The organism is Cupriavidus basilensis, assembly GCF_000832305.1.
Classification (GTDB): Bacteria; Pseudomonadota; Gammaproteobacteria; order Burkholderiales; family Burkholderiaceae; genus Cupriavidus; species Cupriavidus basilensis_F.
Genome location: NZ_CP010536.1, coordinates 2,075,429 through 2,101,631, shown reverse-complemented (window position 1 = coordinate 2,101,631; position 26,203 = coordinate 2,075,429). Strand labels below are relative to the sequence as shown.

The following is a 26,203-nucleotide window of genomic DNA, read 5'->3' as shown; positions in this document are numbered from 1 at the left end:
TGACCTATAGAGGGACGTTGAGGTTGACGTAGATCAGCTTGGTCGTCTCCCGGCTGGCGTCGAAGCGCCTGCTACCGATGCCGATGCCGTAGGTGAGCGAAGCCTTGCGGCCAAGCTGCCAGAACTGTTCGAGGCGCGCCTCCCACAACATGCTGTCGCCGAAGCCGTCCTGCCGGTAGCCGCCTGCGGTGACATAGACGCGCTGGCTGAAGGACTTCTCCGCATAGCGCCACGGCGTCCATTGGTACATGGTGCGCAGTTGCGCGGTGTAGTCGCGTCGAGGATTGAAGTAGGCGGTGCTGTCCAGCGTATTGCTGGTGGTGCCCACATCAAGCCAGATTGCCACCTGGTGGCGCGGCTGGTTCAGCAACCGCTGGTAAGCGGTGCCCTGCCACATCTGGTGAAAGTTGGTGTCGCTGTAGCGCGAGGCGCCGTACATCACATTGAAGTAGCGCGCATCGTCCTGCGAGTAGCGTGCCGATGCCATGGCAGCGCGGCCTGTCACGCCGGCCCGGTAGGCCTTCAGCGGCAACGCGTTGTCGTCGGAGTCAACGCCCGCGCCGAAGCGCCAGTAATCATTGGGCTGGAAGGCGACCGTGCCGGTGCCGCCGGTCTTGCCCTGACCGCCGGTGGACTGATGCAGCTCGGCGGCGGCTTCCCAGCCGTCGCGCCGGAAGTCGCCGCCGAGGCCGTTGCGTATGCGGCTGACGCTCTGGCCATCGCCGGTGTCGCCACGCGCCGTGTATTGGTGCGCGAAGACACGCCAGTAGTCCGCCATCGGTGACGAGTAGAGACGGGTGTCAACACCCCAGGCATGATCCGCCAGCACTGCGTTGCCGCGCTCGCCAATGGCGTCGATGATCAGTTGCGGTCGCTCGTAGACGCGGTACTCGCGCTGGAAGTTCTTGACGCTGTTGTTGTCGGGGAATTTGCCGTCGAAAGCCGCGGCGACCGCCTTCGCCTGATCGTACTGATGAAGTTGGAGGGCGGTCTTGCCGAGCCCCACCAGGCTTTCAATATCGCCGGGGTGGTCGACCTGCGCCTGCCGGTAGAGGCTTTGCGAGGCGTACGGGCGCTCCAGCACCAGCGAACCGTCCGCGCGGGCGGTCAGCAGGGAGGGATCGAAGGGGGCATCCTTGCGCAAGGCATCCAGTGCCTGGACACCCTCATTGACGTGATTGGTATAGAGGAGGTACTGCGCCTGCAGCTTCTTGACTCGGCCGTACTCGGGATTGGTTTTGTCCAGGTCTTCGGACAACTCGGTTTGCGCTGGCGTGGTACGGGCCATCATCGAGACCAGTTCGCGCGCCGCCTCGTAGTGTCCCTGGTCCAGGTACGCAAAGAACAGGCTTTCCTGCACGTTAGGACGCGATAGCGCATAGGGTTCGGTAGTCTCCTTGATCGGCTCGATGACTGCCTGCAAGGCCAGTTCGTAGGCGCGCGAGGCAAGGTCGGGCTTGTCGAGATAGGCGTAGGCATCGCCCGCAGCGGCATAAGCCGAGCCCGGTAGCGGCTCGTTGGCCAGCGAGAGCTGCTCGTATAGCGCTGTGGCTTCCTTCATGCGTCCGCGCACGGACAACGCCGTGAGGCGATCCGCCTGGACCGCGCGCCGCACCCCGTTGTATTCGTCGTCGGCGGGAATCCTGCCTTGCAGTGCCTCGGCGGCTGCAAGCGCGCTGTCGGCGGGAACCAGGCGATCCTGGTCATTGGAAGCGCTGGCTTGCTGCCGTGCCCAACGGATTTGCTGGGCAACGACAAGATGCTCCAGCAGCAGCAGATCCCGGCGCGCGAAGACATCCGGGCGCGCGGTGGCCTGTTCCAGCGCCAGTTTTGGAGAACCTGCTTCGGCCAGGGCAAAGATGCGCTCCCTGAGCCGGTCCTGCTCGCCGGCCAACGCGGGTTGCTCCAATCTTGCCGGTGGTTGCACGCGTGGTGTTGCCGGCTTCGCTGTCTCTGCTGCGCAATGCTCGCGAGCGAGAAGCGCCAATAGCACGGCTGTGGTTTTGAGCGTGGTCCGCAATCGCTTGCGGCTTTGCTGGGATGCGTTCACGTTTTTGTCCCCCCGGATCGCGCTACTGCAAACAAGACGTCTCCTGGCGTGCGGCATATCCTTGCCGGCACCAATGCGCTGGAACCAGAGAGACGGACACCACGCGGCCAACCCGATGGCCCCGTTGCAACACAACGCGCCAATCTGGTTCACCGAAACCTGATCTTGCTGAATTCGCTAGAAATCAAAGCGGCTCCGGATCTTCGCCGGTTGCACCCTGTTGCCTCCATCCAATGCCCCTCGCCCTCGGCAGCGATTTGTGCTGCGGCGATGCGGCCGATTTCCCCGATTCTTTTCGTTCTGTTCACGTCTGCCATGAAGGCGGCTGCTCCCTGCTAACCTCGCCCTCCAGACTTTCTCTTTGCGCCTGCATTCATGCACTTGCTTCGTGCAGGTGCGCCTATTATTTGGCAGTCGAGCGCTATTGCGACAGTGACCAGAAGCACTAGAGCGCCCAGCCGAAAGATGGAGTCGATCTAAACCGGGAAGCCAGCCGTGCTGTCATTGGCATGACACGTAGGCGTGCTTACGAACGCGCTGTGAAAAAATTCGCGTTCCTGCAGTGGGTACTGCTTCAAGTGGAAGCGGGGCGTCGAACGGGGCCTTCAGGTTTGGCTGCGCTGGGTTAGCCCGTGCCGTGCGCGCAGTTGGAGGCGAGGCATCCGCATCGCTCCAGCGGCAATTCCGCGATCTCGCAGCCTCCTTGCCCACGGAGAATCGTTCCGCTTACCTGGTACGATCAGGGATCAATTTTTCGTAGCCCGCCGAGCAAGGCAAGTGCGGGCAGATGCGACGGGGACATCCCGCGACGTTCGTGAGGACCATCGTCTTCGACGCCAGGGAGCTGAAGGATGAAACCACGCCTGACTGAGACTGAAGCACGTCACCTGCCGCCCGTCCCCTTGTTGGTCGGGCGGCAAGGCAGTGTCATCCTGGAACGGCGCTGCGAACGCCGGCCGCAGGCCCGGCCCATGCCGAGCTTCACGCTGTAGTCCGGCCCGAAGGTCAAGTCGCCGGTGCACAGTCCGACCTGCACGCGGTCGTGGCAGTGCGGCGTGCCGACTGCCGCGCTTGACGCGCAATGGCTGGGCGCCCTCCCCTCGCTCGGGTTCGCCCACGGCGCAGGAGAACTAGGTCGAGGACCCTTGCCGCTACCCCACCAGATCCAGACTGAGTGCGGCACGCATGATGGAGGCGGCAATGTGCGCCAGGCCACAAATGGGTGGGACTTCTGGCGGATAGCTGTGGATGCTGCAATTGTCTAGGCTTCTCGCACCAAACCAGAGAGGGGAACGCAGTGCCAATCTCACATACTGCCCGCCCGGCGGCTGTTGCGCGCTTTGTATTTACGGTTCTGTCGGCGGCGCTCGCGCTTGGCACGCACGCCCAATCGTCGCCAGAGACATCGCCTACGTTGCCGCAGGCGGCCTCCTCGTTGCCAGAGGCTGCGGCAAAGCCGGCGGAGCTGGCACCGGCGGAGGCGCCGGCCCAGCAACCGCAACCCGTGACCACACCGCTGGAGATAGCCGCCCCGGCGATGGCAATACCACGAGCCGCAGACCCGCAGGCCTCAATTACACAGGTACAGACGGCAAGCGCGCAACCGCCGCATTTCATCGCGCAGCCGGATGCCGCAGCCTCACAGGCGCAACCGCCAGTCATGCGCCCGCAGGCCTCCGGACCGCAACTGATGGTGCCGCGGACTGTGGGCAATGTCACCTATATTTGCGGTGGCACGGGCGTCGCGGAGCAGGACCAGCTGACCGATCTCGAACAACAATACAACCTCGGCATCATATTCACGGAGGGTCCACGCGGCGACTTACTGGCGGGAGTCAATGTCCAGCTGCGGCGGCATGGCAGGGTGCTGGTGGCGTTCCAGGCCACCGGCCCGCGCTGCCTGTTCAAGGTGCCCCCCGCCGACTATCGGGTGGAGGCCACGTACAAGCAACGAACGCAATACGTGATCTTCGAAACAGGATCCTTGGGGACAGGCATGCGCTGGTAGCAATGACCTGCGGCTGGCTGACCCAGCAGCAACTGGCGGATATGGCCAAACTGTCGCGCCAGTCCCTAAACGGCATCGAGCATGGAACCGTGAACGCCACGCTCGAAACGCTGGGCCGGCTGATGGACGTCCTCGGCCTGGCGCTTGATGTGTACGATCCCGAAGCCGACCGCCGAGCCGGGGGCACGCCGACCCGCGCGCTATGGATGGCCGTGAAGGGCGCGAACGTCAGTTACACCGGCGAGCTCACGCCTGATCAGCTTGAATGGGCGCTGGCCACTGGCGAGGTGCCGGCGGAGTTTCGGCCGCAGCTAGCCCAGGTCTTGGATGAGGCGCCACTGCAGCTCGTCACCAAGGTAGTGGCCGACGTGGCGGCGAAGCAGCACCGGAAACCGGCCGACATCTGGAAGAACCTCAGACGGCTCGCGCAGTCATTGACTGCGACACGCGGAGGGCTGTGGGCATGAAGATTGAACTCCGGGGTGACATCTGGGAACGCCTGTTCCCTCACGCCTTCACGCTGATGGACGAGGTCAGGACGCACGGGGGTATCGAGCCGTTCTGGACCTTCGGGGGCAGGACGGTCCTGATCGAGGCGGGCCCGCCGATCATGCGCGAGCAGTTCGCCAGAATCCAGCGGATCGGCTTTGACCGAAGCTTTGATGAGTGCGTTGCGCTGGCGCGGGATTTTCTCAATTCGCTGCGGGAAACCAATAACGCTCCGCGAAGGGCGCGGGAACGACAGCGCCCGTAGATCTCCCGAAGTGCGCGTCGTTCTTTCAGTTCTGGCACCTGGTGGGCAATATGATCCGCGTGGACCTGCCGTCGCTGCGGAAAAAGCTGTGCGCCTGGCAGGCATTGCAAGCGTGGCTGCCTGTAAAGCCGCGTCTGGCATAGCTCGTTCACGCTCCCACGTTACTTGGGTATCCCTTCATACATGCTGGTGACGTCATCCATCAGCTGAAGAATACGCTCGCTGGTCGTGGCGATGTTTCTCAACTGTTCCGCACGACTGACCCCGGTCTGATTGAGCGCCTCTTCAAAGAACAGCCACTGAGAGCCGGCAAGCTGCAGTTCGCGACGGATGGCCTCTGTGTTTTGCGGTGCTGCGGTGAGGAGTTCCTGCGCGGCTGCGAATTCCCTGGTGGCCGTGTCCAGATCCTGTGCCATCTGGGGGGAAGTAATGCCCCAGGCGCGGAACATGCTGATCTTGGCGATTCTCTGCGAGAGCATCCGCTGGCGACCGGCAACGTTGATCAGCTTACCCGTCATGGTGCCGGAATGTTTCTCGAGCAGGAGGGTTCCCTGTTGCGCAAGCTTCAGCACGTCCTCGCTCATTCTTGCGATTGCTTTCGCGCTATCGAGATTCGGATCGCCAGCGGACAGCAACTGCTTGTAGGGAATCCATGACTGCTCGAGCCTGGCGTAGGTGTCCTTGATCTCCGGCGTGGGCGCTGACGCCTTCAGCTCCATGAGCTGCTTGTCAAAGAGCGCCACGGATTGTTCGAGGATCTTCTTCGAACGTTCGACTTCAACACCAAGGCCAGCCTGGCAGTATGCCTTGGCCATGCGCTGAGACAGCATGCGCTGGCGGCCCGCCTTGTTGATCGCCGCGTTGATTGTTAGCGTTTCGGCCGAAGCAATCCCGGCCAAGGCCAGCGCCATGACGCCGCAGGCAATCAAGCAGAAGGAACAGACGTAACGTTTCAAGGGTGTCTCCGCATTAAACTTTGATTGGATCTTTGGACGCATCGATCGAGCCGACGACGTGTCGGATCAACTGATCCATCTCCTTGATGATGTCCGCAAGCACCAGCGTGATCACCGCGAACTCCCTGCCATACTCTCCCGCCCGTGCCGCCGAGATGCGCGCATTCATTGCGACGATGTTCGCCTGCATTGAAATGCCGCTGAGGCGCTCGACGAGGTCGGTGTGGCGTTTGCGCACTGCGGCCTCGCAACGGTGCATCTCCTCCTGGTAGGCCTGCGTGACGGTCTGCAGCAGTTCAAGCACCGGCGTGGCCTGCGCCACCAGTACGTCGAGGGATGGCGCTCGCCGGCCGGTGTCGGCCAGTGGTGCGTCTATCGCTGTTCTGACCTGGCCGATAAATTCACGGATACGCGCGTCAGCGCGCGGACTGCCAAAATACAACTGCTGCAAAGCGCCGGAGAATGCGCCGGGCAAACGCGCATTGCCCGTTACGAGATCCGAATGCGCCGACTCGAACATTGACAGGCACTTGCGCGCGATATCGAGCGCGGCAGTGTCCCCCCGCGAAGCGAGCAATATCTGGAGGACGATCCGTTGCGACAGCATGCGCTGCCTTCCGGAAAGGTTGATCAATCCGCCGATGGTTTCGGCGGACACTTCGGCCTCGGGTGACTGAGTAGAGAAAGCGTTCATGCCATGCCTTGCAGGTAGTGTCGACGCAGACGCGCACCGCGCTGACCGGCAAAGAAAAAGCGCCCCGAAGCGAGATGCCTGCAAACCGGTTGTCCGGTTCGTGATCATTTCGCTCCGGGGCGCCGTTGCCCGGGATGCTCCTTTTCGGAGCGTGTCATCGCGACTTGCCAGATTGTTTCAAGGCCGCCGTTGGCCTGTGTGTCGCCTACGCAATATCTATGCCATAGCCTACGGGGGTTGCATCAGGCTGCGGGCGCAGGAAAGTGGCACGGCGGGGCCGACCCACGCACCGATCCCGTGCCAGATGCCTCATCACGACGCGTGCGTTGGGGCATGGCCAGCTGATCACGGGTAACTCTCGGCTTGACTGGAAGTACTTTGCCTGCCGCATCGCCCCCATGGACGGCAAGCACGTCTTTGGTCAGCCCGATACCCACGATAACAATGGACATGGGGCTTCCCCTCCTGTGGTCGTGATGGCATTTCGACATGCCATCATGGCACCTCGATGCCGACTCGCGGCTTCCGCCACAGCCTCGGGACGGGGACGTCCCTTCCATTCGATTACCCCTGCCGTCAGCGAGGGGGCGGCATACCACAGTCAATCGCCAATTACGGACCAGCAGGTCCGGCTGTATATGAGCAAGCGCAAACATCAAACGCAGGAAGTCGCCGCGGCCAGGGCCGGCATGGCACCACGCCCGTCCCAGACCTGCCCGTGCGCGTTGCAGTAGCGCACCGCCCCAGGCGACCGGGTCGGCGGGGTCTCAGTAAAGCAGCCGGTGGCCTGCAGGTCGACCAGGGTCAGGCCGTACTGGGCCATCTGGATGCGGATCCAGGTAATCGCTTGTGCGCGCTCGATTTCGATCGACGTGGTGTAGGTGAACAGATTTGGGGGCCGCGCCGGATCCGGCGTTGTGCCGTCGTCTGGGAGCATGGGACTTCAAGGTTGTCTGGAGGTGGCCGTTGTGGGAATTCGCGCCGGCGGGAACTCGCGGCCCGCCCTTTCGCTTGAATTTTAATCAAATCCGCAGAGGCTGCCGGCCACCTGCCCCTGCGCGGCTTGTCCACCGGCGTGTCCCTGCGTGCGGTGGATCGGCCTCGGCTACTGCGGCGCGCGCCAAGTCGAGGGATGGCCGGGATTAGTCATATATAAGTAGCTTTACATATTCGAGAATGCCGACCATCTCTCTATCCGGGCAGCGCGGAAACTGGCGTTGGGTCAAGGAAATGCCAAGTGGCAGGGAGCAATTCGAGGGATTCAAACGCTCCCCCATTATTGGGGGATCAAAGAACGCAGACCGGCCGTACACTGCTTCTAACGTGTGCACTGCACCATGAGGCCGCTATGAGCATCTCCCTGCTGGGCTTCCTCGTCTTCGAGGCGCTCTGGTTCTTCCCGTTCCGGAAGGTTTTCCGCACGGCTCGCTTCGAGTCGGGCTTCGAGTATCTAGCCCTGATACCTATTTTTGGGCCGCTGGCCTGCGTCTGGATTCTCGCATTCAGGCCTTGGCCACTAAAATCGAGACTGGTGCGCACGCTGGCACCCTAGATCAATAGAGCCACCCGAAGGTGGCCGTTTTCTGGCGAATCGGTTCTACTGCGGTCGCTTTATCTGTGGAAGCGACTCTTGGAATCCGTGGAGCAAACAGCCAACGAGCGCCGGACCGTAATTGCTATCCGGACTATCTGGGATCTTCCATTCGAAGAAACCATCCTCGGAAAAGGTTGCGTTCCCCTGATCCTCGATCAGGATCACATGGAACGGAATCAGCCGCATCATCTCATCTGTGCCTAGAACGAAGCGCGAGAATTGGTACCGCCCCACGAGGTGTCCATCCCACTTCGCAAAGCCGAACTGAGCATAAACGCGACCGAAGCTAGTATTGAGTTCGAAACTCTCTCTCTCATCTCCCGGTAACGCTGGGCCTTCCACCGCGGAGCGGGCCAAGAATCCCTCTTGGGCGAGACATTCGCCCACGAACCTCATGAACCGCCTCGCCTGCGCGCGAAGCATCTCGGCGCGCATGGCATTTTTCCTGGCGGCGTCGCCCTGCTCTTTTGTGGCGTCCATGTCAGCTGCATGATGGTGAAGTGACGCCCAGTCTCCGATGTGCTGGCAGTGTCTGCAATAGCCCTTCATGGGGGAATGTAGATCCGCGGATCGAGGCGGCGTGGCGAACCAATATGTATGAGAATCCGACAAGAGCAACCTCGGCCCACCGCAGGGCTGCTCGCCCGCGCGCGCTGCTTCCACGGCGGCATTTAGCGCAAGGATGTTGGTCTGGAAGGCAATGCCTTCGATCACGCCGGTGATCTCGCCAATCTGGCTGGAGGCGAGCCGGATGTCACCCATCGTATCTACCACGCGCCGCACAGCCTGCCCGCCGCGTGCAGCGAGGTCGGAGGCCTGCGCGGCCGCGTGCGCCTGGCGCTCTGCGTCCAGCTCCCCCTGTAGCGCCGCGCTGCCCCGCTGTCTATCTGGGCCGGTGGACGGGGCGCAGTTGCCCTTGCCCCAGCATGGGGCTTATCGATGGTTGGCGTCGGAGGCGGTGCTGGCGGATGCGGGCGTGCACGCCTATACGAAGGCGTACTTCGCATCAGGCGGGCCATGTCCGGTATCGAGGCCCTGCCCACGAGTCGAGCAGAGCGCGAGCGTAACGTGACGTTTTCGGCGCATGCCAGCCCGGCTCCACGCCGTGAGCACGGGACTAGCGTACATGCTGCTTGTCGGGTTCGCTGACCTCGATTAGCCTGCTATCGATGTCCATTCTTCGCTGCGCCGCGATACCAGTTTCATGCCAAAACGTTCGACCACCCAATATGGCAAGGCGCTGCAGCGCCTGCGCCAAGTCTTTTCCCCGTTGAACCTGGGGGCGGCAGCGTGGCTGATTGCAACATGGGTGTTCGCGGTGTTTCAGCTCGTGAGCGAACGGGACCGCTTGCTGCACGACGCCGCGGAGCGTACCCAGGCGGAAGCTCAGGCGTTCGGCGCGTACTCGCAATCCAGCATCCTGCGGCTGTCCGAGTTCCTCCTCGACCTGCGGGCCAGTTGGCTGGTTGGCCAGACGGGGTTCATCGACATGGTGCGTGAGCGGGAGAACCTGGTGGTAGACCTGTCGTTCCAGGTGGCAGTGATCGACAAGCATGGCCTGCTCGTCTACTCGTCCATCGCCCCGCCCGCGCCCGGCGAGAAGGTCGACCTGAGCGGGCGCGAGCATTTCCGGATCCATCGGAACGCGGGCGGGCGCGACATGCTGTTCATCAGCGACCCGGTGAAGGGCAAGGTCTCGCACAAATGGTCGATCCAGTTCACGCGCCCCATCCTGCGCGCGGGCAGCTTCGACGGGGTCATCGTGGTCTCGGTCAGTCCGGAGCAGTTCGCCAGCTTTGCGCAGACGTTCACTAACCGTGATGGCGAAGTGGCGTCGGTCATCAAGACTTCAGGCCAGGTCATTGCGCGCGTGCCGGCCCTGGAGGGCACGCTGGCAAGGGCGGTCAGCAACAGGCCGTACCTCGCCAGCGAGTCGCCCCAGTCTGGTAGTTATCGGGCGGTGTCGGGCTCCGAAGGCGTGGAGCGGGTCTTCGGCTATCACCGTATGCCGGAGTTCGGGCTCAATTTCGTGGTGGGCGAGTCGGTCGGGCTGGTGCTGGCGCCCTACGAGGTCTATCGCCGCGTTGCCTTGGCCGGTGCCATGGCTTCCACGCTGCTGCTTGGCCTGTTGTACTACAGCTTGCGCCGCACCATGGCGGAGCGACGGCGCCATATGGAGGAGATGCGGCTGGCTTCGCTGGTCTATTCGTCCAGCAGCGAGGCCATGGTGGTGACGTCGCTCGATGGCACCATCATCGACGTGAATCCGGCCTTTGCCGCCGCCACCGGCTATACAGCTGAGGAGATCAAGGGCCGCTCGGGCTATAGCATCAGCGGGGCAGGCAATGCGGCAGGGCTGGTCGAACGCCTGCGGGCTACCGTGGGAGCCAAGGGCAGATGGAGCGGCGAATTCTCGATCCGCCGCAAGGACGGCAGCGAGTTTCCCGCCTACCTGACGGTGGATACCTACCTGGCCCACGCGTATGGCGAGCGCCGCCGCGTCGCGCTGATCCATGACATGACCGAGAAGCGCCAGGCGGAGGAAGTCATCCGGCACCAGGCGAATTTCGACGCGCTCACGGATCTGCCCAACCGCCGCCTGTTTTTCGACCGGCTGGAGCGGGAGATCGAGCGTTCGCGCGGCACACAGGATGTGCTGGCGCTGCTGTTCATCGACCTGGATCGCTTCAAGGAGGTGAACGATACCCTCGGCCACGACCAGGGCGACCTGTTGCTGCTGGAGGCGGCGCGGCGCATTGCGGCATCGGTGCGCGCGTCGGATACCGTGTCGCGGCTGGCGGGCGACGAGTTCACCGTGATCCTGCCCGCGGTGGGCGATGCCGGCGTTGCCGAGGGCATTGCCCAGGCGATCCTGCAGCGGATTTCCGCGCCTTACCGCCTGGCCGGCGAGCTGGTGGTGGTATCGGCCAGCATCGGCGTGGCCACCTACCCCAAGGACGCCAACAACGCCGAGGCCCTGCTGGTGTGCGCCGACCAGGCGATGTTTGCCGCCAAGCAGGAGGGCCGCAATCGCTGGAAGGTCTTCACCCAGGCGCTGCTGCAGGCGGAAAAGGAGCGCCTGCGCATCACGCAGGATCTGCGCACGGCGCTGGCGTCCGGGCAGTTCGCGCTGCACTACCAGCCCATTGTCAATCTGCGCACGGGCAAGGTCTGCAAGGCCGAAGCCCTGATTCGCTGGAACCATCCGGTACGCGGGCCGATCCACCCGGCCGATTTCATTGCCGTTGCAGAGGAATCCGGCCTCATCATCGACATCGGCCGCTGGGTGCTGACGGAAGCCCTGGACCAGCTTGTGCGCTGGCAGGTGCTGCTGGGCAAGGGCCTCCAGATCTCGGTCAACAAATCACCCATGGAGTTTTGCGCGCCTGCGAGCGGGCCCGAGTCCTGGTCCAGCATGATCGAGCGCAGGAACGTGCCGGTGGGCAGCCTCGTCATCGAGATCACGGAAGGCTCGCTGATGGAGCAGAACGCCGACGTCATGGATCAACTCTCCCGCTTCCAGGCGGCGGGCATCGAGATCGCGCTCGACGACTTCGGCACCGGCTACTCGTCCTTGTCGTACCTGCGGCGCCTGGACATTGACTACATCAAGATCGACCAGTCCTTCATCCGCTCGCTGACGCGGGGCCCGGACGACGTGGCCTTGTGCCGCGCCATCATCAGCATGGCGCATGCTCTGCGCATCCGCGTGATTGCCGAGGGCATCGAGACCGAGTCGCAGCGCGACATCCTGCTGGCTGCCGGCTGCGACTACGGGCAAGGCCACTTCTTCTGTCCGCCGGTGGAAGCCAGCGCGTTCGAGGCCTTCGTGAGCGCCTTGACTTAACAGGCTGCTGAAATTCGTCCCGCGCAACTGCGGCTTTTCCCGCTCGCGCGGCGACGACTCTGTTTTTTCCACATCCTGAAACGTAGGCGTAGCTTCGTCGGCTTTTCGACTGCCTGACGCCTGTTTCCCGCGCGCTTTTGTCCCTTTATCAATCGGATCGGGCACTGCAGAGCGTCGCCCATTGGTGTTTTGCGCCACGTGCGGCATGACCCTCATCCTCAGGCACGCTTCGACGAACTCCGCTGCGTCATAGCCCTTGTCTGCACCGAGCGTGAGCACCGTGCCTGGATCCTCAACGGCCTGCCGAGCCTCGTTGATCATGACCTTGGCGGCCTCGCGTTCTGCGCAACCGTCCGCGACTGTCACCATGGCGCTGGCCACCAGGCCATGACGGTTATCGCTCAGGGCGTGTCCCATGTAGCGCAGTGCACTGGCTGTATTGCCTTTGCGGAACAGCCGAGCATCGGGAAATAGCCGGGAGGCCCCTATTGCTCCAGGTATCGCAGCGCATCCAACGCCGCCATGCATCCAGGGCCGACGCTTGTAATTGCCTGCCGATAAATTTGGTCTTGCACATCGCCGGCAGCGAAAACTCCAGGCACGCTAGTCATGGTTGCGAACCCGTCGACACCGGTGGAGATATATCCATCTTGCATGCCAACTTGTCCAGCAAAGATTCCCGTGTCCAATCGGGGGCAATCGTCCTTTTCGTGCAGATTGATACGGTCAGGGTTGAAAAGACCTTCTGGAACAATGACTTAGTGATCCTCTGTTTCGCGCTGCGCCGACCTTTCCTTGCGGATTGGTACGCTTGCCCAGCGTTTCCGCCCATGAAAAGCTGGCACACGGAGGACCATGCTTAGGTGCACCGAACGGATTCGGCTACCTGCGGCGCGCTGCTACTGTCGTAGCTGCCGCAGCAAAGGTACCGCCGTATCTCGGCCTCCAGCCACTGCGGTGTACCAATCTGTGTCCGATTTTGCTCCGCGGCGTTGTTGGGGGTGCGACCGAGAAGCTGGGACTGCCCCGGCGCCAGGTGAAACGCCTGGTGATCCGGTATCGCGAAGACGGTCCAAGCGGTCTAGGTTCGCGTAAGCGCGGCCGTGATAGCAATCGGCAGCTGCCGCCAGGTCTGGAATCCCGCGTGCGCGGCCTGATCCGCGATACCTATGCCGATTTCGGCCCGACCCTGGCCGCCGAGAAGCTGCGCGAGCGCCATGGCATCGACCTGGCCAAGGAGACCGTGCGCCGGATCATGATTGACGCCGGCTTCTGGGTGCCACGCTTGCGAGCACCTTTTTCGCGCCCGTTTCACAGCGAGCGGCAAAGCGCGATCGACGAGGCGCTGTCGGAGGATGACATTGGCCCAATGGCGCCATCACGAAGCGGTAGGCCTGAGCGCCTGTTGGCACATTCGGCGCTGGCGTCCCAGCCCCCGCCCAGCGCCAGGAACAAGGTCACGGTGTCCTGCAGCCGCTGGGTCCTGGCTTGCAGGTAGCCGATATCGGCCTGGTGAAACTGCGCATCCGCCACCAGCACCTGCAAGTAGCCGGCGGTGCCGGCCTGGAAGTTGGCCTGGACCTCCTGCAAGGCCTCATGGGCGAGAGCCCGCGCATGGCGCGTGGCCTCGACCAGTTCAGCATCGTGCTCCAGGGCGCGCAACGCGTCTGCCACCTGTCCAAATGCAGCCAGCACCACCTGACGGTAGCCGGCCTGCGCCGCGTCCATCTGCGCCAGGGCGGCTTGCCGCCGGTAGTACAGTTCGCCGCCATGGAACAGCGGCGCTGTGAGGCCCGCCCCCAGGCTCCAGACTGCGCTGCCGCCGCCAAACAGCGTCCCGATCTGCAAGCTCTGGCGGCCATAGCCAGCACTCAGGGTAATGGCGGGAAACATGGCGGCGGTGGCCACGCCCACCTCGGCGCTGGCGACGTGGAGCTGCGCTTCGGCCAGCAGCACATCGGGACGGCGCCGGACCAGTACCGCCGGCAGCAGCCGGGGAATGTCCGCCGGCAAGCGCAGGTTCTCAAGCGTCACGGCAACCGGCTCGCCCTCGGCAGGGTAATGGCCAGACAGGGTCGCCTCCAGATGATCGGCCTGCTCCAGCTTTTGCCGCAGCGGCGGCAGCGTCGCCTCCAGCGCGGCAAGCTGCACCGCCAGGCTCAGTTCGCTGGCGTGTGCTGCCGTGCCGGCCTGCACCTGCGCGTGCGTGATCTCCACCTGCTCGCGCACCAGGGCCGCCAGCTCGGTGGTGGACTGGATCTGTGCCGCGTAGCCAGCCTGGGCGACCACGGCGTTGACCAGATTGCCCGTCAGCGCCAGGTAGGCGGCGCCGAGCGTCTGCCGCTGCAGGTCAACTTGTGCGGACAGCGCCTCGACCGTGCGCCGGTTCAGGCCGAACAGGTCGAGCGTATAGCTGACCGTAGCGCTCAGCGAGAACAAGTTGAAGACGGTGCCCGGGACGGCTTGGCCGAAGCGGACCGGCGATGCTGCCTGCCGCGTGGCCCCTGCCGCGGCGTCCAGCTGCGGGTAGAACACGCCGGCGCCAGCGCGCATGGCGGCCTCGCTCTGCCGCAGGTTGGCCTGCGCCGCCTGCAGTGTGGGGTTGCCCGCCAGAGCCCGGGTCATGGCGCCGTCCAGCGCGGCGCTGCCGAACATGCGCCACCAGTGCGCCGGCAACGTGGCCCCCTCCATGAAATTTTGCGAGATCCCGTCACCAGGCACCGTGCGCGCCGCGTCTGCATCGCGCGTAAAGCTAGCCGGCACCGCCGGCTCGGGGCGGACGAAGTCCGGGCCCACGGCGCAGCCAGCCAGCAAGGTGAGGATCAGCGCGAACCCGGGCAGCGCATGGCGCTTCACGACGTGCCACCCAGGTAGACATCGACCAGTTGGCCCGGATAGACAGTGACGTTCTGCGGCGGGCTGAACCTGAATAGCAGGGGCAGCACGCGCACGTCCACGCGCTCGGTACGCTGGTCGGACAGCTGGATCTTTGGCGTGACGTAAGGCTGCGTGCGCACGAACTCCAGCGGGATGCTGGTGTTCGTGCCGCGCACAAACATCCTCCCCTGCATCGCCTGTCCGGATTTCGCGCTCGGCAGGCGCTGCAGCAGGATCTCGTCGACATACACGCGCACCGCCAATGTGCCTGGCGCGCTGCCCATCACGATCACAGGGGTGTTGGCCTGCGTATAGGTGCCGTAGGTGCCTTGCGAGGACACATAGGCGCCCACTGCCGTATTGACCGACATGACCACGCCGTCCACCGGCGCGTGGACCACATACTTGCCGAGCAATGCCGTGGAGGCGGCAGCGGCCTTGCGCAACGCATCGACCTGCCTTTCCTGATTGCGGATGTCGTAGACCCAGGCGCCTGCGCGCGTCAGCTCCAGCTGGCGGCGCGCCACGTCGAGGTTGCCGCGCGCCACGCGCACCGCATTGGCGGCGTTGTCCATGGCGTCCTGGCTGACCGAGCGGGCGTTGAGCGCATAGGACCGCTGCAGCTTGTCAAGCTGGTCTTGCACCGTCTTCAGGCTGGCGGAACTCGCCTCGGCCTGCGCGCGTGCCACCTCCAGCGTTTCCTTGCGCGGCTGCGCCTTGAGCTGCGCGAGCTGGGCCTCGGCAGCCTGCACCTGCGCCTGTTGCTGCGCGGCCAGCGCGCGCTGCACGGAGTCCTCGATCACCAGCAAGTCCGCGCCCCGCCCCACCTCTTGCCCCTCGCGCACCGGAATACGGATCACCGTTCCCGCGACTTCGGGATACAGGTTGATGTTGGCGCCGTTGTCCTGGTAGCTCTCGATGATGCCATTGGCGTAGATACCGTTCTTGTACGGATTGGCCGCTGGCTGGAACACCGGCGGCAGCGGCGGCCGCTGCTGAGCATAGAAAATGGCCGCCACCACGCCGATCAGGGCGCCCAGCGCTGAAAGGATGAACAAGAGCTTGTTCTTCATCGCGCCTCCCCCCGCTCGATACCCTTGAGCTTGCCATCTTCCATATCCAGGATGCGGGTGGCCATGTCGAAAATACGGCCATCGTGGGTGACGATCACGATGCAGCGCTTGTCATTAAGGATATGCACCTTGACGAACTCCATGATGGCGTGGCCGGTGTCGCCATCCAGCGAGGCCGTGGGCTCGTCGAGAATCAGGATGTCGGGCTGGCTAACAATGGCACGTGCGATGGCCACGCGCTGTTGCTCGCCGCCGCTGAGCTTGATCGGCGGCAACTGGGCGCGGTTGGCCAGCCCGACGATTTCCAGGTAGCGCTTGGCTTCGTTCAGCGCATCGTTCCAGTCGCGGCCCTTGAGAATCAGCGGGATAGCCACGTTTTCCAGCGTGGTCAGGCGCCCGAACAGGTGGAAGTCCTGGAACACGAAGCCGATCCTGGCGAGACGGAAAGCCGCCAGCGCATCGTTGTCCATCTGCCAGATACTGTTGCCGTCGATCACCACCTCGCCACCGTCCGGGCGCAGGATGCCGGAGATCACGCTCAGCAGCGTGGTCTTGCCGCTGCCGGATGGGCCTACGATAAACAGGATCTCGCCGAAGTACGCCTCGAAGGTGACCTGCCTGAGCGCGTTGGTCCGGGCCTCCCCTTCGCCAAACCATTTGTCTAGCGCCTTTGCGGCAATGGCAACGCGCGGCATGCTTACCCCCGGAAGATGTCGAAGGGTTCGATGCGCAGCACCTTGCGCACGCCGATATAACCGGACACGGCCGCGATCACGATCACCATCACCAGTGCGAGGCCCAGGTTATAGAACGTGATCATGGCGGCGTAGTCGGGGATACGCAGCCGCGCCAGGCGGATCAGGATGGCGCACAGCCCAATGCCCAGGCCGTAGCCGGTCAGCGCGGTGAAAGCCGCCTGGAACACGATCATCGCCACCAGTTCGTGCCCCTTGGCGCCGATGGCCTTGAGTGCGCCGAATTTCTCCAGGTTCTCGAGGATAAAGGTGTAGAACGTCTGCCCGGAGATCGACAGCCCGACGATAAAGCTGATCACGGTCATCAGCAGGATATTGGTGCCGAGCCCGGTCTGGTATTTGTAGAAATCCGAGATGCGCTGGATGAACTGCGCCTTGGTGAGCGCGCGGTAGCCTAGCCGTTGCACTTCCCGCTGGATACGCGTGACGTCCGCCACGGACTTGGGCTCCACGAGAATGTAGGAGATCGTATAGCGCGTGGTCGGCAGGTACTGGATGGCGCGCTGGTAGGTCGTGTAGAGCGTGGGCACACCAAACAGGCCCGTGGTGGAGACCTGTGCAATCCCGACAATGACGCCGCGGTTATCGTTGATCTCGAACTCGGTGCCGACCGCCGGGTTCTCCAGCTTGTTGAATTCGGCATCCTTGACGACCAGGAAGGCGTTCTCGGCGTAGATATCCTCGATCCTGCCATTGAGCACGTCGGGCCGCCCGAACAGGCTGGCGTCATCAATGCCAACCACGGTCACTGGCTGGTAGGTGCCGCTCCTGAGACGCACCAGCGCACCGCCCGAGTAGAGCGGGACTGCAAACTTGACGCCCTCGATACTGCGCACGGCATCGAGCATGTAGTCCGGCATGCCGATGGTGTTGGCCACGGTATTGACCGCCGGGTCCATGACCCAGATGCTCGCCCCGATGTTGTACACGGTCGATGACGAGCGATTGAGCACGCCGGCAAACAGCGAGGTCATCTCGATCATCAGAAACACCGCGAATGTGATCCCGACCAGCAAGCCAGTGAACTTGGCCCGGTCGTTGACGAGCAGCTTGTAGGCGAGTTTGAGGATACCGGGCACCATGTTCTTGCTTGCTTGACCGTGTGCTGCGCAGGGGGCATCAAGGCACGCTGGTGCCGTGTACTCAGTCTAGTGTCGGGCGCTTGGTGGCCTTTGATGCAGATCAATCTCGCCTGCGGCGCGGCTGGTGACACCGGAGCTGCGTGCAATCCAGCACAATCGTTGTCGGCCTGGCCCTGATCGGCCTTGCCGTCACCGGCACGATCGGCGGCTGGGGATGGATCGGCGTGATCCCGGTCCTGACTGGGCTCATCCGCAACTGCCCCCTCTACAGCCTGCCCGGCCTCGGGCGGAAACCCCGACTGATCCGGCCGGCCTGCCGCCCGCGGCCCCTGGCGGCAGGCGTGCGCGGCCGGAAGAGGTCGCAGCGCTGATTGGACTTGCAGTCCGCGTGACTCGATGGTGCGCTTGCTGGTCGAGCAAGGCCACGCGGTCTTCATGATCTCGTGGAAGAACCCGGGTGCCGATGCGCGCGACCTGGTCTGGTCCCCCATCATGAGCGAGCGCCTGCTCGGCGAGCGGCTGCGCCCGAACGACCTGGTGTCATGGACCCGGGTTGCCACTCGCCTGCCCTTGCGCATGCAATCAGAGTGGCTGCACAAGCTGTTCCTCAACAACGACCTTGCGCAAGGACCCTATTGCGTGGATGGCCGCCCCGTCGCCCTGTTCCGGCTCATCGTGCGCCACGCAGTGCCGTGGTTTGGCTGTGTTGGCGGTATTGGCGGGCATGTCCGAGGGCGGCCCCGGAAGACACCATCTCAGCGGATCGTCACACGCTGCTGCGGCGAGGCTTCCTTCTTGGGCAGTACCACCCGCAGGACACCGTTCTCGTAGCTGGCATCCACCTTGCTTTCGTCCACGGAACTGTCCAGGGTAAAGGCGCGTTGCATCGAGCCACTGTAGCGCTCACGCCGGATCACCCGTTCGCCTTCCTTCTGCTCGGAAGACTTTTCCACCTTGGCCGAGATCATCACCGTGCCGCGATCGACGGATACTTCGATATCTTCCTTCCTGGCGCCGGGAATCTCGGCGACGACGTTGTAGGCCTTGTCAGACTCGGTCACATCGACCTTGAACGCGAATCCTCCTTCATAGTTGCCGCGAAACGCGCGCAACATGCCCTGCAGCATGTCCCCAACCGGTTCGATCGACAGCGGATCGTGAATCCTGAGATTGCTCATTGTCGCCTCCTTGCAGTGAAGGGCCCGCATGGCGAGCGGACCTCCACTTCATGGTGGCACAGCGCGCCTGCCGTATCTTGTCCCAGATCAAGCGCGGCGTTGCCCGGCAATGAGAGAACCTGGGGGGCCAGGGCTGGCCTGCAGCGCCAGGTAGTGGAGGCTTTGGAAATCCCGGTCCATTGATACCGCTGCTGCCCGATCGGCAACATCCTTGTCCTGCATCAAGACCGATGCACCCAAGCTGAACAATGCTGGCATATGGCCTGACGCACAGCCCGTCCCGCAGCCGGATACGGATCTGGCGCCACCTTCCACCCCGGCAACCCCAACCACAATGAGCATTCGTAACCTGGAACATCTGTTTCATCCGCGCTCGGTCGCGGTGATCGGGGCGTCCACACGACCGCACAGCGTAGGGGCCACCGTGCTTGCCAACCTCTGTGCCAGCGGCTTCGCCGGCCCGGTGTATGCGGTGAACCCAAAGTACCGCGCGCTGGAAGGCCGGCCTTGCTATCGCTGCGTCGCCGCGCTGCCCGATACGCCCGAACTAGCAGTGATCTGCACGCCGCCCCACACGGTGCCGGGCCTGATCGCCGAACTGGGCGAACGCGGCACCCTGGCCGCCGTGGTTCTTACCGCGGGCATGGCGCGAGCGGACGGCGCGGGCGGACAAACCCAGCAGGATGCAATGCTCGGCGCCGCCAGGCCGCATCTGCTGCGCATCCTTGGCCCCAACTGCGTGGGGCTGCTCGTGCCGGGCCTGGGGTTGAACGCCAGCTTTGCGCACGCGCCGCCCCTGCCCGGCAAGCTGGCCTTCGTCTCGCAGTCCGGCGCGCTGACCACGGCGGTGCTGGACTGGGCAAGATCGCGCCAGATCGGCTTTTCTCACTTTGTCTCGCTCGGGGACAGCGCCGACGTCGACGTGGCGGACGTGCTCGACTATCTCGGCAGCGACCCGGGCACCCAGGCGATTCTGCTGTATGTGGAAGCGCTCAGGTCCGGGCGCAAGTTCATGTCCGCAGCGCGCGCGGCTGCCCGCAACAAGCCAGTGCTGATCATCAAGGCCGGCCGGGTGCCAGAAGGCGCGAAAGCAGCAACCTCGCATACCGGAGCCCTGGCTGGCGCCGACGATATCTACGACGCGGCGATCCGCCGGGCCGGCATGTTGCGTGTGGACAGCACCGAGGACATGTTCGACGCAGTGGAAACGCTCGCTCGCGCGCGCCCGCTCGCCGGCGATCGCCTGGCGATCATGACCAACGGTGGCGGCGCTGGCGTGATGGCCACCGATGCCTTGATGCTTGGCGGTGGCCGGATGGCCACCCTGGGAGACGACACGCTGAAGTTGCTGGACGCGGCCTTGCCACCAACCTGGTCGCACGGGAACCCCGTCGACATCGTTGGGGACGCTCCCGTCGAACGTTACGTCGACACCTTGAAGCGACTTGCGGCGGACCCCGGCAGCGATGCAATCCTGATGATCCACGCTCCCACGGCGATCGTGCCAAGCAGCGACATCGCCATTGCCCTCACCTGCGCCCTCACCAGCGCCAGCACGCCAACTGCGCCGGCCACACCGTCGACGGTATCGCACCCCGTCTTCACAAGCTGGCTCGGCGGCGACTCGGTGACCCGCGCCCGCCAGATCTGCCGGCACGCCGGCCTTCCCACCTACGACACACCGGAGCAGGCCGTGCGCGGCTTCTTGCAGGCCGTGGCCTACCGCCGCAACCAGGAACTGCTGATGGAAACGCCGGCATCGGTTCCGCCCGGCCCCGATCCCGACAGCGAACGGGCGCGACAGTGCATCCGCGACGCGCTCGCCACTGGCCGGTCGATGCTGACCGAACCCGAAGCCCGCACGGTCCTGACCGCCTACGGCATCCCTGTGGTGGAAACCCGGACCGCTGCCGATATCGATGCCGCCGTCGCCGCCGCCGAAGGCATCGGCTTTCCGGTTGTCGCCAAGATCCTGTCGCGAGACATCACGCACAAGTCCGATGTCGGTGGCGTGGCGCTGGACCTGCAGTCTGCCGGCCAGGTACGGCAGGCCCTGGAGCGCATGGAAGCCCGCATTCGCAGCGAACGGCCCGGGGCGCGCCTGGATGGCTTCACGGTACAGCGCATGATCCGCCGGCAGGGTGCTTTCGAATTGATCCTGGGCGCCACCACCGATCCGGTGTTCGGCCCTGTGGTGCTGTTTGGACACGGCGGCACCGCCGCCGAGCGCATCGCCGACCGTGCCATTGCCCTGCCGCCGCTGAATGTCAACCTGGCAAGGGATCTTGTCGGCCGCACGCGCGTTGCGAAGCTGCTTGCGGGCTATCGGGACCAGCCGCCGATCCGCCATGACGCCCTGTACCAGGTCCTGATCCAGCTGTCACAACTGCTATGCGACCTGCCGGAAATCACCGAACTCGATATCAATCCGCTGCTGGCCGACGGCGCTGGCGTACTGGCCCTGGATACGCGTATCGGCGTGGCCACAGCCACGCAGCCTGGCGCCGCCCGCCTTGCCATCCGGCCTTATCCCAAGGAACTGGAGAAGACTGTGACGTGGCACGGCGCACCGTTGCAATTGCGCCCCGTGCATCCCGAAGACGAGCCCGCCTACCAGGCCTTCTTTGCCGCCATGGCGCCGGAGGACATCCGCATGCGTTTCTTCTGCATGATCCGCCAACCGCCGCACAGCCAGCTCGCACGAATGACCCAGATCGACTACGCCCGCGAGATGGCATTCGTCGCCGTCGGAGCGGCAACCGGCGGGCAGCCGGCCATCCTGGGCGAAGTGCGGGCCGTGGCCGACCCCGACAACCAGCGCGCTGAGTTCGCCGTGGCGGTGCGCTCCGATTGCAAGCGCCAGGGCATCGGCAGCCTGCTGCTGGGCAAGATGGTGGCCTACTGCCGCACACGCGGCACGCGGGAGCTGGTCGGGACCACGCTGGCAACCAACAGGGCGATGCTCAGGCTCGCCGAAAGCTGCGGTATCCACGTGCTGCGCACTGGCCAGCCTGCCAGCGACGGCGTGGAACTCCGTCTCTTGCTGACGGGGTCGAACTCAGGCAATGGGCCATGACATTGCACTGGCCGCCCGCCTTTGCCTAAAACACTACCTCCCAGAACGCCCACCCCTACTCCCGTCCCGCCAAACGCCCCTCCCCGCGCTGCCCCGAATCCCCTTCCAGGCAAGCCACCACTTCCGCATCCTCAACCTGCGGAAACTCCCGGTAATGCTCACCGACAGCGGAAAAATTGGCCGGCGAGCGCAGGCAGACCACCTCATCCGCGTAGCGCCGCACCTCGGCGAGCGAAGCCGGCGCGGCCACGGGAACAGCACATACCAGCCGGGCAGGATGCTGCTGGCGCACGGCATGCAGTGCAGCAATCATGGTGGCGCCCGTGGCAAGCCCATCGTCCACCACGATCACAGTGCGCCCGTCCAGAGCACGCGCGCGGCGCCCCGGCGTGTATTGCTCCCGGCGGCGGCGCAGCAATGCAAGCTGTTCGTTGCGCTCCTGGTTGAGATAGCTGGCGTCGGCGCCAACTCGTGCCGCGTAGGGCGTCACGTAGACCCAGCCGCTTTCATCGACCGCGCCGACCGCCATCTCGCGGTCGAATGGCGCCCCTAGCTTCCTGACCAGGACCACGTCCAGTTCGCCGCCGAGACGGTCGGCGAGTATCTTGCCCATCGGCACGCCGCCCCTTGGAATGGCCAGCACAAGGGGATGGGCGTCGCCATACCCGGAGAGCGCTTCGGCCAGCCGCTCGGCGGCCTCGTTCCTGTCCTGGAAAGTCATGACATCACCTCTTGCCTGTGAGGGACTAGCTAGCTGGTTTGCCAGACTGGACGGCCCTCAAGCGCGGTGCCAATGGACATACAGGGTCTCGTCGGCGTCGGGATAGTCGATTTCCAGCTTGCCACGATACGCATGATGCACGGCAGAGCCAATATCGCGTGCCAGGTGAAAGCCCGTGGTCGTGATGGTGATGCGATCCTCCTGCGTCTGCGTCGCCATGATGCGCTCCATCGGATGACTCTCCCTCATCAGGGCTTCCCGGTGCCGCACCAGCCCGAGAATCTCTTCCCGGTGCTCCCGCTGAAACGCCCCATCCAGTGTCAACCGCGCCGCGGGCACAAGGTCGGCGGTGCGGTGGCAGGCCGGGCACATCAGTGCCTTGGCGCCAGGCGGCACGGCCCGCCATTGCCAACGTCCTTTCAGGAGGACCGCGTGGCAAGCCGGACAGGAAGCGATGGCAGGCGCTTGCTCCGGCTGCTTGTAGGCATCGTGGATGGGATCCTGGGGAAGCCGGTCCCAACGGGCCGGCCTGACCTGACTCGCACGCTCACGGACTTTCATGTCTGGCTCCTTCCTGAAATCGAATCGGGCAGCGCCCACGCGGCCTGCCTGCTGTATTGCGGACTCACCTGGCGAGTCCGCCCCATGTTCATCGCATACCGCTCGGCGCCCCGAACATGTGCTCGTGCTTGCGCTGGCAAGGGGTGCAGCGTTTGGCCGTGGGATACGCTTGCAGCCGCGGATAAGGAATAGGCTCGCCGCAGTCCAGGCACACGCCGTAGCTGAGCCTGGCGATCCGCTTACGCGCCACCGCTATGTCGGCCAGTTCCATGCGGTAATGTTCCGCCACGGCATCGTCCATGCGCTCCTCGGTGCCGTGCTCGGCGAGCTCCGCGTCGTCGCTCGCTTCGCGCTCGGCGGACACAGTACGGGAAACGGCAGCGGCGTCCATCTGGCCACGGATTCTCTGCTCTCTGCCATCCAGCAAGGTGACGAGGCTGGAGAGCTGCTCTTTCGTTAGATCGGACATCGTTGACTCCCGGGCGCGGCAAAGCGGATCCTCATGCATGAGGCGATGACATCGGGCAGGCCGCCCGCGCCAGATCAAGTAATGGGCCGCCGGTACGGAGTGCCTGCGGCGCGGCGCGCTGAACCCTCGTTCCGCTTCAAGCTTCAATATAGTTTGGGGGGCTGCCGGTAAGCTTGATCCGCGTCAATCTCACTTCCGGCCCTGCGCAAAGCCAGCCTCAGCCATGGTGCGCGTGGGCGCGGATATCGCGCCGGCGCCATGCCGGCCGTAATTGTGGCCAATGTGGCCAATGTGACTAATGCGACATCAGGACGGGCACCGTCATGGTGTCCAGCAAAGCCCTGGTGACGCCACCCAGTACCAACTCGCGCAGGCGGCCGCGCCCGTAGGCACCCATCACCACCAGATCGGCGCCAAAATCCGCCGCGCGCGAGAGCAAGGTTTCGCCGATGGCGATGTCCGATCCTTCCTGGCAGTGTTCAAGCTCTGCGTGGACGCCATGGCTTGCCAGAGCAGCCATGGCATGGCCCGGCAGGCTCGCATCGGGCCGCGCGCCGGTACCTTGCGCGCAAAGCACCTTGGCCTGCCCGCCGCAGATCAAGGGCATGGCGTCGTGCAAGGCGCGCGTGGCCTCGCGTCCGCCGTTCCAAGCCACCATGACACGGGCGCCAGGGACGGCGAACTGGCCGGCGAAGGGAATGATAAGGACCGGCCTGCCAACGTCGAGGATGAGGGTTTCCAGGAACTGGGTCGCGACAAAGCTGTCTGGGTCGTCCGGATCATATTGCCCGGCAACGACAAGGTCGGCCTCGCGCGCTTCGCGCAGTGCCATCGTCAACGGATCGCCCTCCACTGCCCGCCACTCGGTTTCGATCCCCAGGTCCTGCGTTGCCGCCCGGAAGCGCCGGTGCACCGCCTCGCGCGCCTCGCTGCGCCGCTGGCGGTCCTCGTTGATGTAGGTCGCGGCGCCCTCCATCAGGTAAAACCAGGCGACGTCCGGCATAAAGCCGGCAAACAGCCCGATCAGCCGGGCATGGCGGGCCACGGCGAGCCGGGCAGCGATTTCAAGCCGGTCCATCGCGCGTGGGCTGGTGTCCAGGTGGACCATGATGCTGGCGTATTCCATGACATTCCTGTGCGGTTTGGGTTTGGGAGCTTGAATCCAGTCTAGGAAGCGTTTGGACTTGGCTATTGACTCAGGTCAAGCCGATATCTTCTGCACAGGGGCTGGCGCCTCGCGTACGCCATTGATACGGATCAAGCGCCGACAGTCGGCGTGGCCTAGGATAAATGCTGGGCACCGGCGAGGATGTCACCATGCACGAGACGATGCGCGCCATGATTTTCGACGGCACCGGGCCGGTCCTGCGCCTGGCGCACGTCCCCGTGCCAAACCCCGGCCCAGGCGAAGTGCGTATCGCGGTGAGCACCTGTGGCGTCTGCCGCACCGACCTGCACATTGTCGACGGCGAACTCGCGCACCCGAAAGCCGCGCTCATTCCCGGACACGAAGTCGTCGGCAGGGTCGAGTCCTGTGGCACTGGCGTAACGGGCCTTGCCCCGGGCGATCGGGTCGGCGTGCCGTGGCTCGGGCAGACCTGCGGGCACTGCGGCTATTGCGCCGCGCATCGCGAAAACCTGTGCGATACGCCGCAGTTCACCGGCTATACGCGCGACGGCGGCTACGCCGAGTACGCGGTAGCCGACAGCCGCTATTGCTTCCCTATCCCGGAGCACTACGACGACGAGCATGCGGCGCCCTTGCTGTGCGCGGGCCTGATTGGCTACCGCACGCTGTGCATGGCCGGTGACGCCCGCAAGGTCCGGTCTGTCGGCATCTACGGATTTGGCGCCGCGGCCCACTTGGTGACGCAGATCGCCGTCGCCCAGCAGCGCGAGATCTTTGCCTTCACGCGTCCCGGCGACACCGCCGCCTGCCAACTCGCCCGTGACACCGGGGCGTGCTGGACCGGTCCGAGCGACCAGCCCGCGCCGCGGCCGCTCGATGCCGCGCTGATCTTCGCGCCGGTGGGTGCGCTGGTGCCGATGGCGCTGCAAGCCGTGGCCAAGGGCGGCACCGTGGTTTGCGGCGGCATCCACATGAGCGATATTCCGGCCTTCCCCTATCGCCTGCTATGGGAGGAGCGATCGATCGTGTCGGTGGCCAACCTCACGCGCGACGACGGGCTGGAACTGATGCGAATCGCCCGGGCCACGCCGTTGCGCACCACCACGACGGTCTATCCGCTGGAGCAGGCCAATGCCGCGCTGGCCGACCTGCGCGCGGGGCGCCTGGCCGGCGCGGCGGTACTGCGCATCGCCTAGCGTGACATCGCTCGGGCAACCGATACATCGACCGCGGCGCTAAACACGGCACCTATTAGAACTCCCCCTCCAAAAAGTGCCCCCTTCGGCACCGACTTGCGCTAGATCAAGTCCACGCCCCACCCCGCCGGATAGCATGGGTTCCTACGCCGTCGCCCCGCGGATCAAGGTCTGTCTTTGTCG

At 64.4% G+C, this 26,203-nt stretch carries 21 protein-coding genes and 6 pseudogenes; 10 read left to right on the top strand and 17 right to left on the bottom strand.

The features are described 5' to 3' along the window. Positions 1-4 precede the first annotated feature (4 nt). The gene (gene pgaA, locus RR42_RS09860) at positions 5-1,927 is read right to left on the bottom strand and encodes a poly-beta-1,6 N-acetyl-D-glucosamine export porin PgaA (protein WP_236702008.1); all 1,923 of its coding nucleotides are present in this window, start codon (positions 1,925-1,927) and stop codon (positions 5-7) included. A gap of 1,627 nt (positions 1,928-3,554) precedes the next feature. Here pgaA and RR42_RS09855 point away from each other — a divergent pair. The 3 genes from RR42_RS09855 to RR42_RS09845 are packed head-to-tail and all read left to right on the top strand — an operon-like array spanning position 3,555 to position 4,812. After that, positions 3,555-4,058 carry a hypothetical protein gene (locus RR42_RS09855; protein WP_144409808.1) on the top strand — a complete coding sequence of 168 codons (504 nt, stop codon included), beginning with the start codon at positions 3,555-3,557 and terminating at the stop codon, positions 4,056-4,058. A gap of 2 nt (positions 4,059-4,060) precedes the next feature. Continuing rightward, the gene (locus tag RR42_RS09850; protein ID WP_052494566.1) at positions 4,061-4,525 is read left to right on the top strand and encodes a helix-turn-helix transcriptional regulator; all 465 of its coding nucleotides are present in this window, start codon (positions 4,061-4,063) and stop codon (positions 4,523-4,525) included. After that, positions 4,522-4,812, top strand: coding sequence for a hypothetical protein (locus RR42_RS09845; RefSeq protein WP_043346151.1), 291 nt, complete (start codon positions 4,522-4,524; stop codon positions 4,810-4,812). Before RR42_RS09850 ends, RR42_RS09845 begins: the two co-directional genes overlap by 4 nt. A 161-nt stretch (positions 4,813-4,973) precedes the next feature. Here the strand turns inward: RR42_RS09845 and RR42_RS09840 are convergent, their stop codons facing one another. From RR42_RS09840 to RR42_RS41605, 4 genes and pseudogenes are all read right to left on the bottom strand, one after another. Beyond that, on the bottom strand, positions 4,974-5,768 hold the full coding sequence (locus tag RR42_RS09840; protein ID WP_043346148.1) for a type IV pili methyl-accepting chemotaxis transducer N-terminal domain-containing protein: 795 nt from the start codon (positions 5,766-5,768) through the stop codon (positions 4,974-4,976). Between the two features lie 13 nt (positions 5,769-5,781). Next, positions 5,782-6,462 carry a methyl-accepting chemotaxis protein gene (locus RR42_RS09835; RefSeq protein WP_043346146.1) on the bottom strand — a complete coding sequence of 227 codons (681 nt, stop codon included), beginning with the start codon at positions 6,460-6,462 and terminating at the stop codon, positions 5,782-5,784. Positions 6,463-6,800: 338 nt separating this feature from the next. After that, positions 6,801-6,914 (bottom strand): annotated as a pseudogene (locus RR42_RS41005) (IS110 family transposase); the annotation flags it as partial. Between the two features lie 203 nt (positions 6,915-7,117). Then, complete coding sequence (locus RR42_RS41605; RefSeq protein ID WP_052494565.1) at positions 7,118-7,399, bottom strand: H-NS histone family protein; 282 nt, start codon at positions 7,397-7,399, stop codon at positions 7,118-7,120. 411 nt (positions 7,400-7,810) lie between these two features. Here RR42_RS41605 and RR42_RS09825 point away from each other — a divergent pair, with 411 nt between their 5' ends. Beyond that, positions 7,811-8,014, top strand: a complete 204-nt coding sequence (locus RR42_RS09825) for a hypothetical protein (protein ID WP_043346144.1) — start codon at positions 7,811-7,813, stop codon at positions 8,012-8,014. A 669-nt stretch (positions 8,015-8,683) separates the two neighbouring features. Here RR42_RS09825 and RR42_RS40825 read toward each other — a convergent pair. Then, a pseudogene (locus RR42_RS40825) lies at positions 8,684-8,905 on the bottom strand (methyl-accepting chemotaxis protein); the annotation flags it as partial. Positions 8,906-9,260: 355 nt separating this feature from the next. Here RR42_RS40825 and RR42_RS09815 point away from each other — a divergent pair. Then, complete coding sequence (locus tag RR42_RS09815) at positions 9,261-11,903, top strand: EAL domain-containing protein (protein WP_043346142.1); 2,643 nt, start codon at positions 9,261-9,263, stop codon at positions 11,901-11,903. A gap of 150 nt (positions 11,904-12,053) precedes the next feature. Here the strand turns inward: RR42_RS09815 and RR42_RS38435 are convergent. Then, positions 12,054-12,383: pseudogene (locus RR42_RS38435) on the bottom strand (IS5/IS1182 family transposase); the annotation flags it as partial. A gap of 5 nt (positions 12,384-12,388) precedes the next feature. Further along, positions 12,389-12,589, bottom strand: a pseudogene (locus tag RR42_RS40995) (thioredoxin-disulfide reductase); the annotation flags it as partial. A 266-nt stretch (positions 12,590-12,855) separates the two neighbouring features. Here RR42_RS40995 and RR42_RS39585 point away from each other — a divergent pair. Next, positions 12,856-13,200: pseudogene (locus RR42_RS39585) on the top strand (helix-turn-helix domain-containing protein); the annotation flags it as partial. Positions 13,201-13,214: 14 nt separating this feature from the next. Here RR42_RS39585 and RR42_RS09800 read toward each other — a convergent pair. Genes RR42_RS09800 through RR42_RS09785 form a run of 4 tightly spaced genes read right to left on the bottom strand, consistent with a single transcriptional unit; the run spans position 13,215 to position 17,687 of the window. Next, entirely contained in the window at positions 13,215-14,759 is a 1,545-nt protein-coding gene (locus RR42_RS09800) for an efflux transporter outer membrane subunit (protein WP_063778412.1), read from the bottom strand. Continuing rightward, complete coding sequence (locus RR42_RS09795) at positions 14,756-15,853, bottom strand: HlyD family secretion protein (RefSeq protein WP_043346136.1); 1,098 nt, start codon at positions 15,851-15,853, stop codon at positions 14,756-14,758. The genes RR42_RS09800 and RR42_RS09795 overlap by 4 nt, the downstream gene beginning before the upstream one ends. Continuing rightward, positions 15,850-16,548 carry an ABC transporter ATP-binding protein gene (locus tag RR42_RS09790; RefSeq protein ID WP_043346133.1) on the bottom strand — a complete coding sequence of 233 codons (699 nt, stop codon included), beginning with the start codon at positions 16,546-16,548 and terminating at the stop codon, positions 15,850-15,852. Before RR42_RS09790 ends, RR42_RS09795 begins: the two co-directional genes overlap by 4 nt. A 2-nt stretch (positions 16,549-16,550) precedes the next feature. Next, positions 16,551-17,687, bottom strand: a complete 1,137-nt coding sequence (locus RR42_RS09785) for an ABC transporter permease (protein ID WP_043351787.1) — start codon at positions 17,685-17,687, stop codon at positions 16,551-16,553. 143 nt (positions 17,688-17,830) lie between these two features. On the opposite strand from RR42_RS09785, the gene RR42_RS41695 reads away from it, so the two are divergent. Beyond that, positions 17,831-18,061: a YgaP-like transmembrane domain gene (locus RR42_RS41695; protein ID WP_043346131.1), complete on the top strand. Its 231-nt coding sequence runs from the start codon at positions 17,831-17,833 to the stop codon at positions 18,059-18,061. A gap of 91 nt (positions 18,062-18,152) precedes the next feature. After that, positions 18,153-18,386: pseudogene (locus RR42_RS40985) on the top strand (poly-beta-hydroxybutyrate polymerase); the annotation flags it as partial. Positions 18,387-18,445: 59 nt separating this feature from the next. Here the strand turns inward: RR42_RS40985 and RR42_RS09775 are convergent. Then, positions 18,446-18,868, bottom strand: coding sequence for an Hsp20/alpha crystallin family protein (locus RR42_RS09775; protein ID WP_043346129.1), 423 nt, complete (start codon positions 18,866-18,868; stop codon positions 18,446-18,448). A 334-nt stretch (positions 18,869-19,202) separates the two neighbouring features. Here RR42_RS09775 and RR42_RS09770 point away from each other — a divergent pair, with 334 nt between their 5' ends. Continuing rightward, positions 19,203-21,944 (top strand): bifunctional acetate--CoA ligase family protein/GNAT family N-acetyltransferase, encoded by a 2,742-nt coding sequence (locus RR42_RS09770; protein WP_043346126.1) that lies wholly within the window; start codon positions 19,203-19,205, stop codon positions 21,942-21,944. Between the two features lie 55 nt (positions 21,945-21,999). Here the strand turns inward: RR42_RS09770 and RR42_RS09765 are convergent, their stop codons facing one another. The 4 genes from RR42_RS09765 to RR42_RS09750 all read right to left on the bottom strand — a co-directional run bounded on the left by RR42_RS09765 (position 22,000) and on the right by RR42_RS09750 (position 24,821). Next, positions 22,000-22,665, bottom strand: coding sequence for a phosphoribosyltransferase (locus tag RR42_RS09765; RefSeq protein ID WP_043346125.1), 666 nt, complete (start codon positions 22,663-22,665; stop codon positions 22,000-22,002). 57 nt (positions 22,666-22,722) lie between these two features. Further along, a complete protein-coding gene (locus RR42_RS09760) occupies positions 22,723-23,226 on the bottom strand; it encodes a BCAM0308 family protein (protein ID WP_043346123.1) in 504 nt (167 codons plus the stop codon). Positions 23,227-23,314: 88 nt separating this feature from the next. After that, a complete protein-coding gene (locus RR42_RS09755) occupies positions 23,315-23,695 on the bottom strand; it encodes a TraR/DksA family transcriptional regulator (protein ID WP_043351785.1) in 381 nt (126 codons plus the stop codon). A 295-nt stretch (positions 23,696-23,990) separates the two neighbouring features. Further along, positions 23,991-24,821 (bottom strand): universal stress protein, encoded by an 831-nt coding sequence (locus RR42_RS09750; protein WP_043346120.1) that lies wholly within the window; start codon positions 24,819-24,821, stop codon positions 23,991-23,993. Between the two features lie 191 nt (positions 24,822-25,012). Between RR42_RS09750 and RR42_RS09745 the strand changes: the two genes are divergently transcribed. Beyond that, on the top strand, positions 25,013-26,020 hold the full coding sequence (locus tag RR42_RS09745) for a zinc-dependent alcohol dehydrogenase family protein (protein ID WP_043351784.1): 1,008 nt from the start codon (positions 25,013-25,015) through the stop codon (positions 26,018-26,020). Positions 26,021-26,203 lie beyond the last annotated feature (183 nt).

Coding starts and splice junctions, on each gene's coding strand:
- RR42_RS09850 (WP_052494566.1), top strand. CDS start 4,061: ATGACCTGCGGCTGGCTGACCCAGCAGCAACTGGCGGATATGGCCAAA.
- RR42_RS09845 (WP_043346151.1), top strand. CDS start 4,522: ATGAAGATTGAACTCCGGGGTGACATCTGGGAACGCCTGTTCCCTCAC.
- RR42_RS09835 (WP_043346146.1), bottom strand. CDS start 6,462: ATGAACGCTTTCTCTACTCAGTCACCCGAGGCCGAAGTGTCCGCCGAA.
- RR42_RS41605 (WP_052494565.1), bottom strand. CDS start 7,399: ATGCTCCCAGACGACGGCACAACGCCGGATCCGGCGCGGCCCCCAAAT.
- RR42_RS09825 (WP_043346144.1), top strand. CDS start 7,811: ATGAGCATCTCCCTGCTGGGCTTCCTCGTCTTCGAGGCGCTCTGGTTC.
- RR42_RS09815 (WP_043346142.1), top strand. CDS start 9,261: ATGCCAAAACGTTCGACCACCCAATATGGCAAGGCGCTGCAGCGCCTG.
- RR42_RS09795 (WP_043346136.1), bottom strand. CDS start 15,853: ATGAAGAACAAGCTCTTGTTCATCCTTTCAGCGCTGGGCGCCCTGATC.
- RR42_RS09790 (WP_043346133.1), bottom strand. CDS start 16,548: ATGCCGCGCGTTGCCATTGCCGCAAAGGCGCTAGACAAATGGTTTGGC.
- RR42_RS09775 (WP_043346129.1), bottom strand. CDS start 18,868: ATGAGCAATCTCAGGATTCACGATCCGCTGTCGATCGAACCGGTTGGG.
- RR42_RS09770 (WP_043346126.1), top strand. CDS start 19,203: ATGAGCATTCGTAACCTGGAACATCTGTTTCATCCGCGCTCGGTCGCG.
- RR42_RS09765 (WP_043346125.1), bottom strand. CDS start 22,665: ATGACTTTCCAGGACAGGAACGAGGCCGCCGAGCGGCTGGCCGAAGCG.
- RR42_RS09760 (WP_043346123.1), bottom strand. CDS start 23,226: ATGAAAGTCCGTGAGCGTGCGAGTCAGGTCAGGCCGGCCCGTTGGGAC.
- RR42_RS09755 (WP_043351785.1), bottom strand. CDS start 23,695: ATGTCCGATCTAACGAAAGAGCAGCTCTCCAGCCTCGTCACCTTGCTG.
- RR42_RS09750 (WP_043346120.1), bottom strand. CDS start 24,821: ATGGAATACGCCAGCATCATGGTCCACCTGGACACCAGCCCACGCGCG.
- RR42_RS09745 (WP_043351784.1), top strand. CDS start 25,013: ATGCACGAGACGATGCGCGCCATGATTTTCGACGGCACCGGGCCGGTC.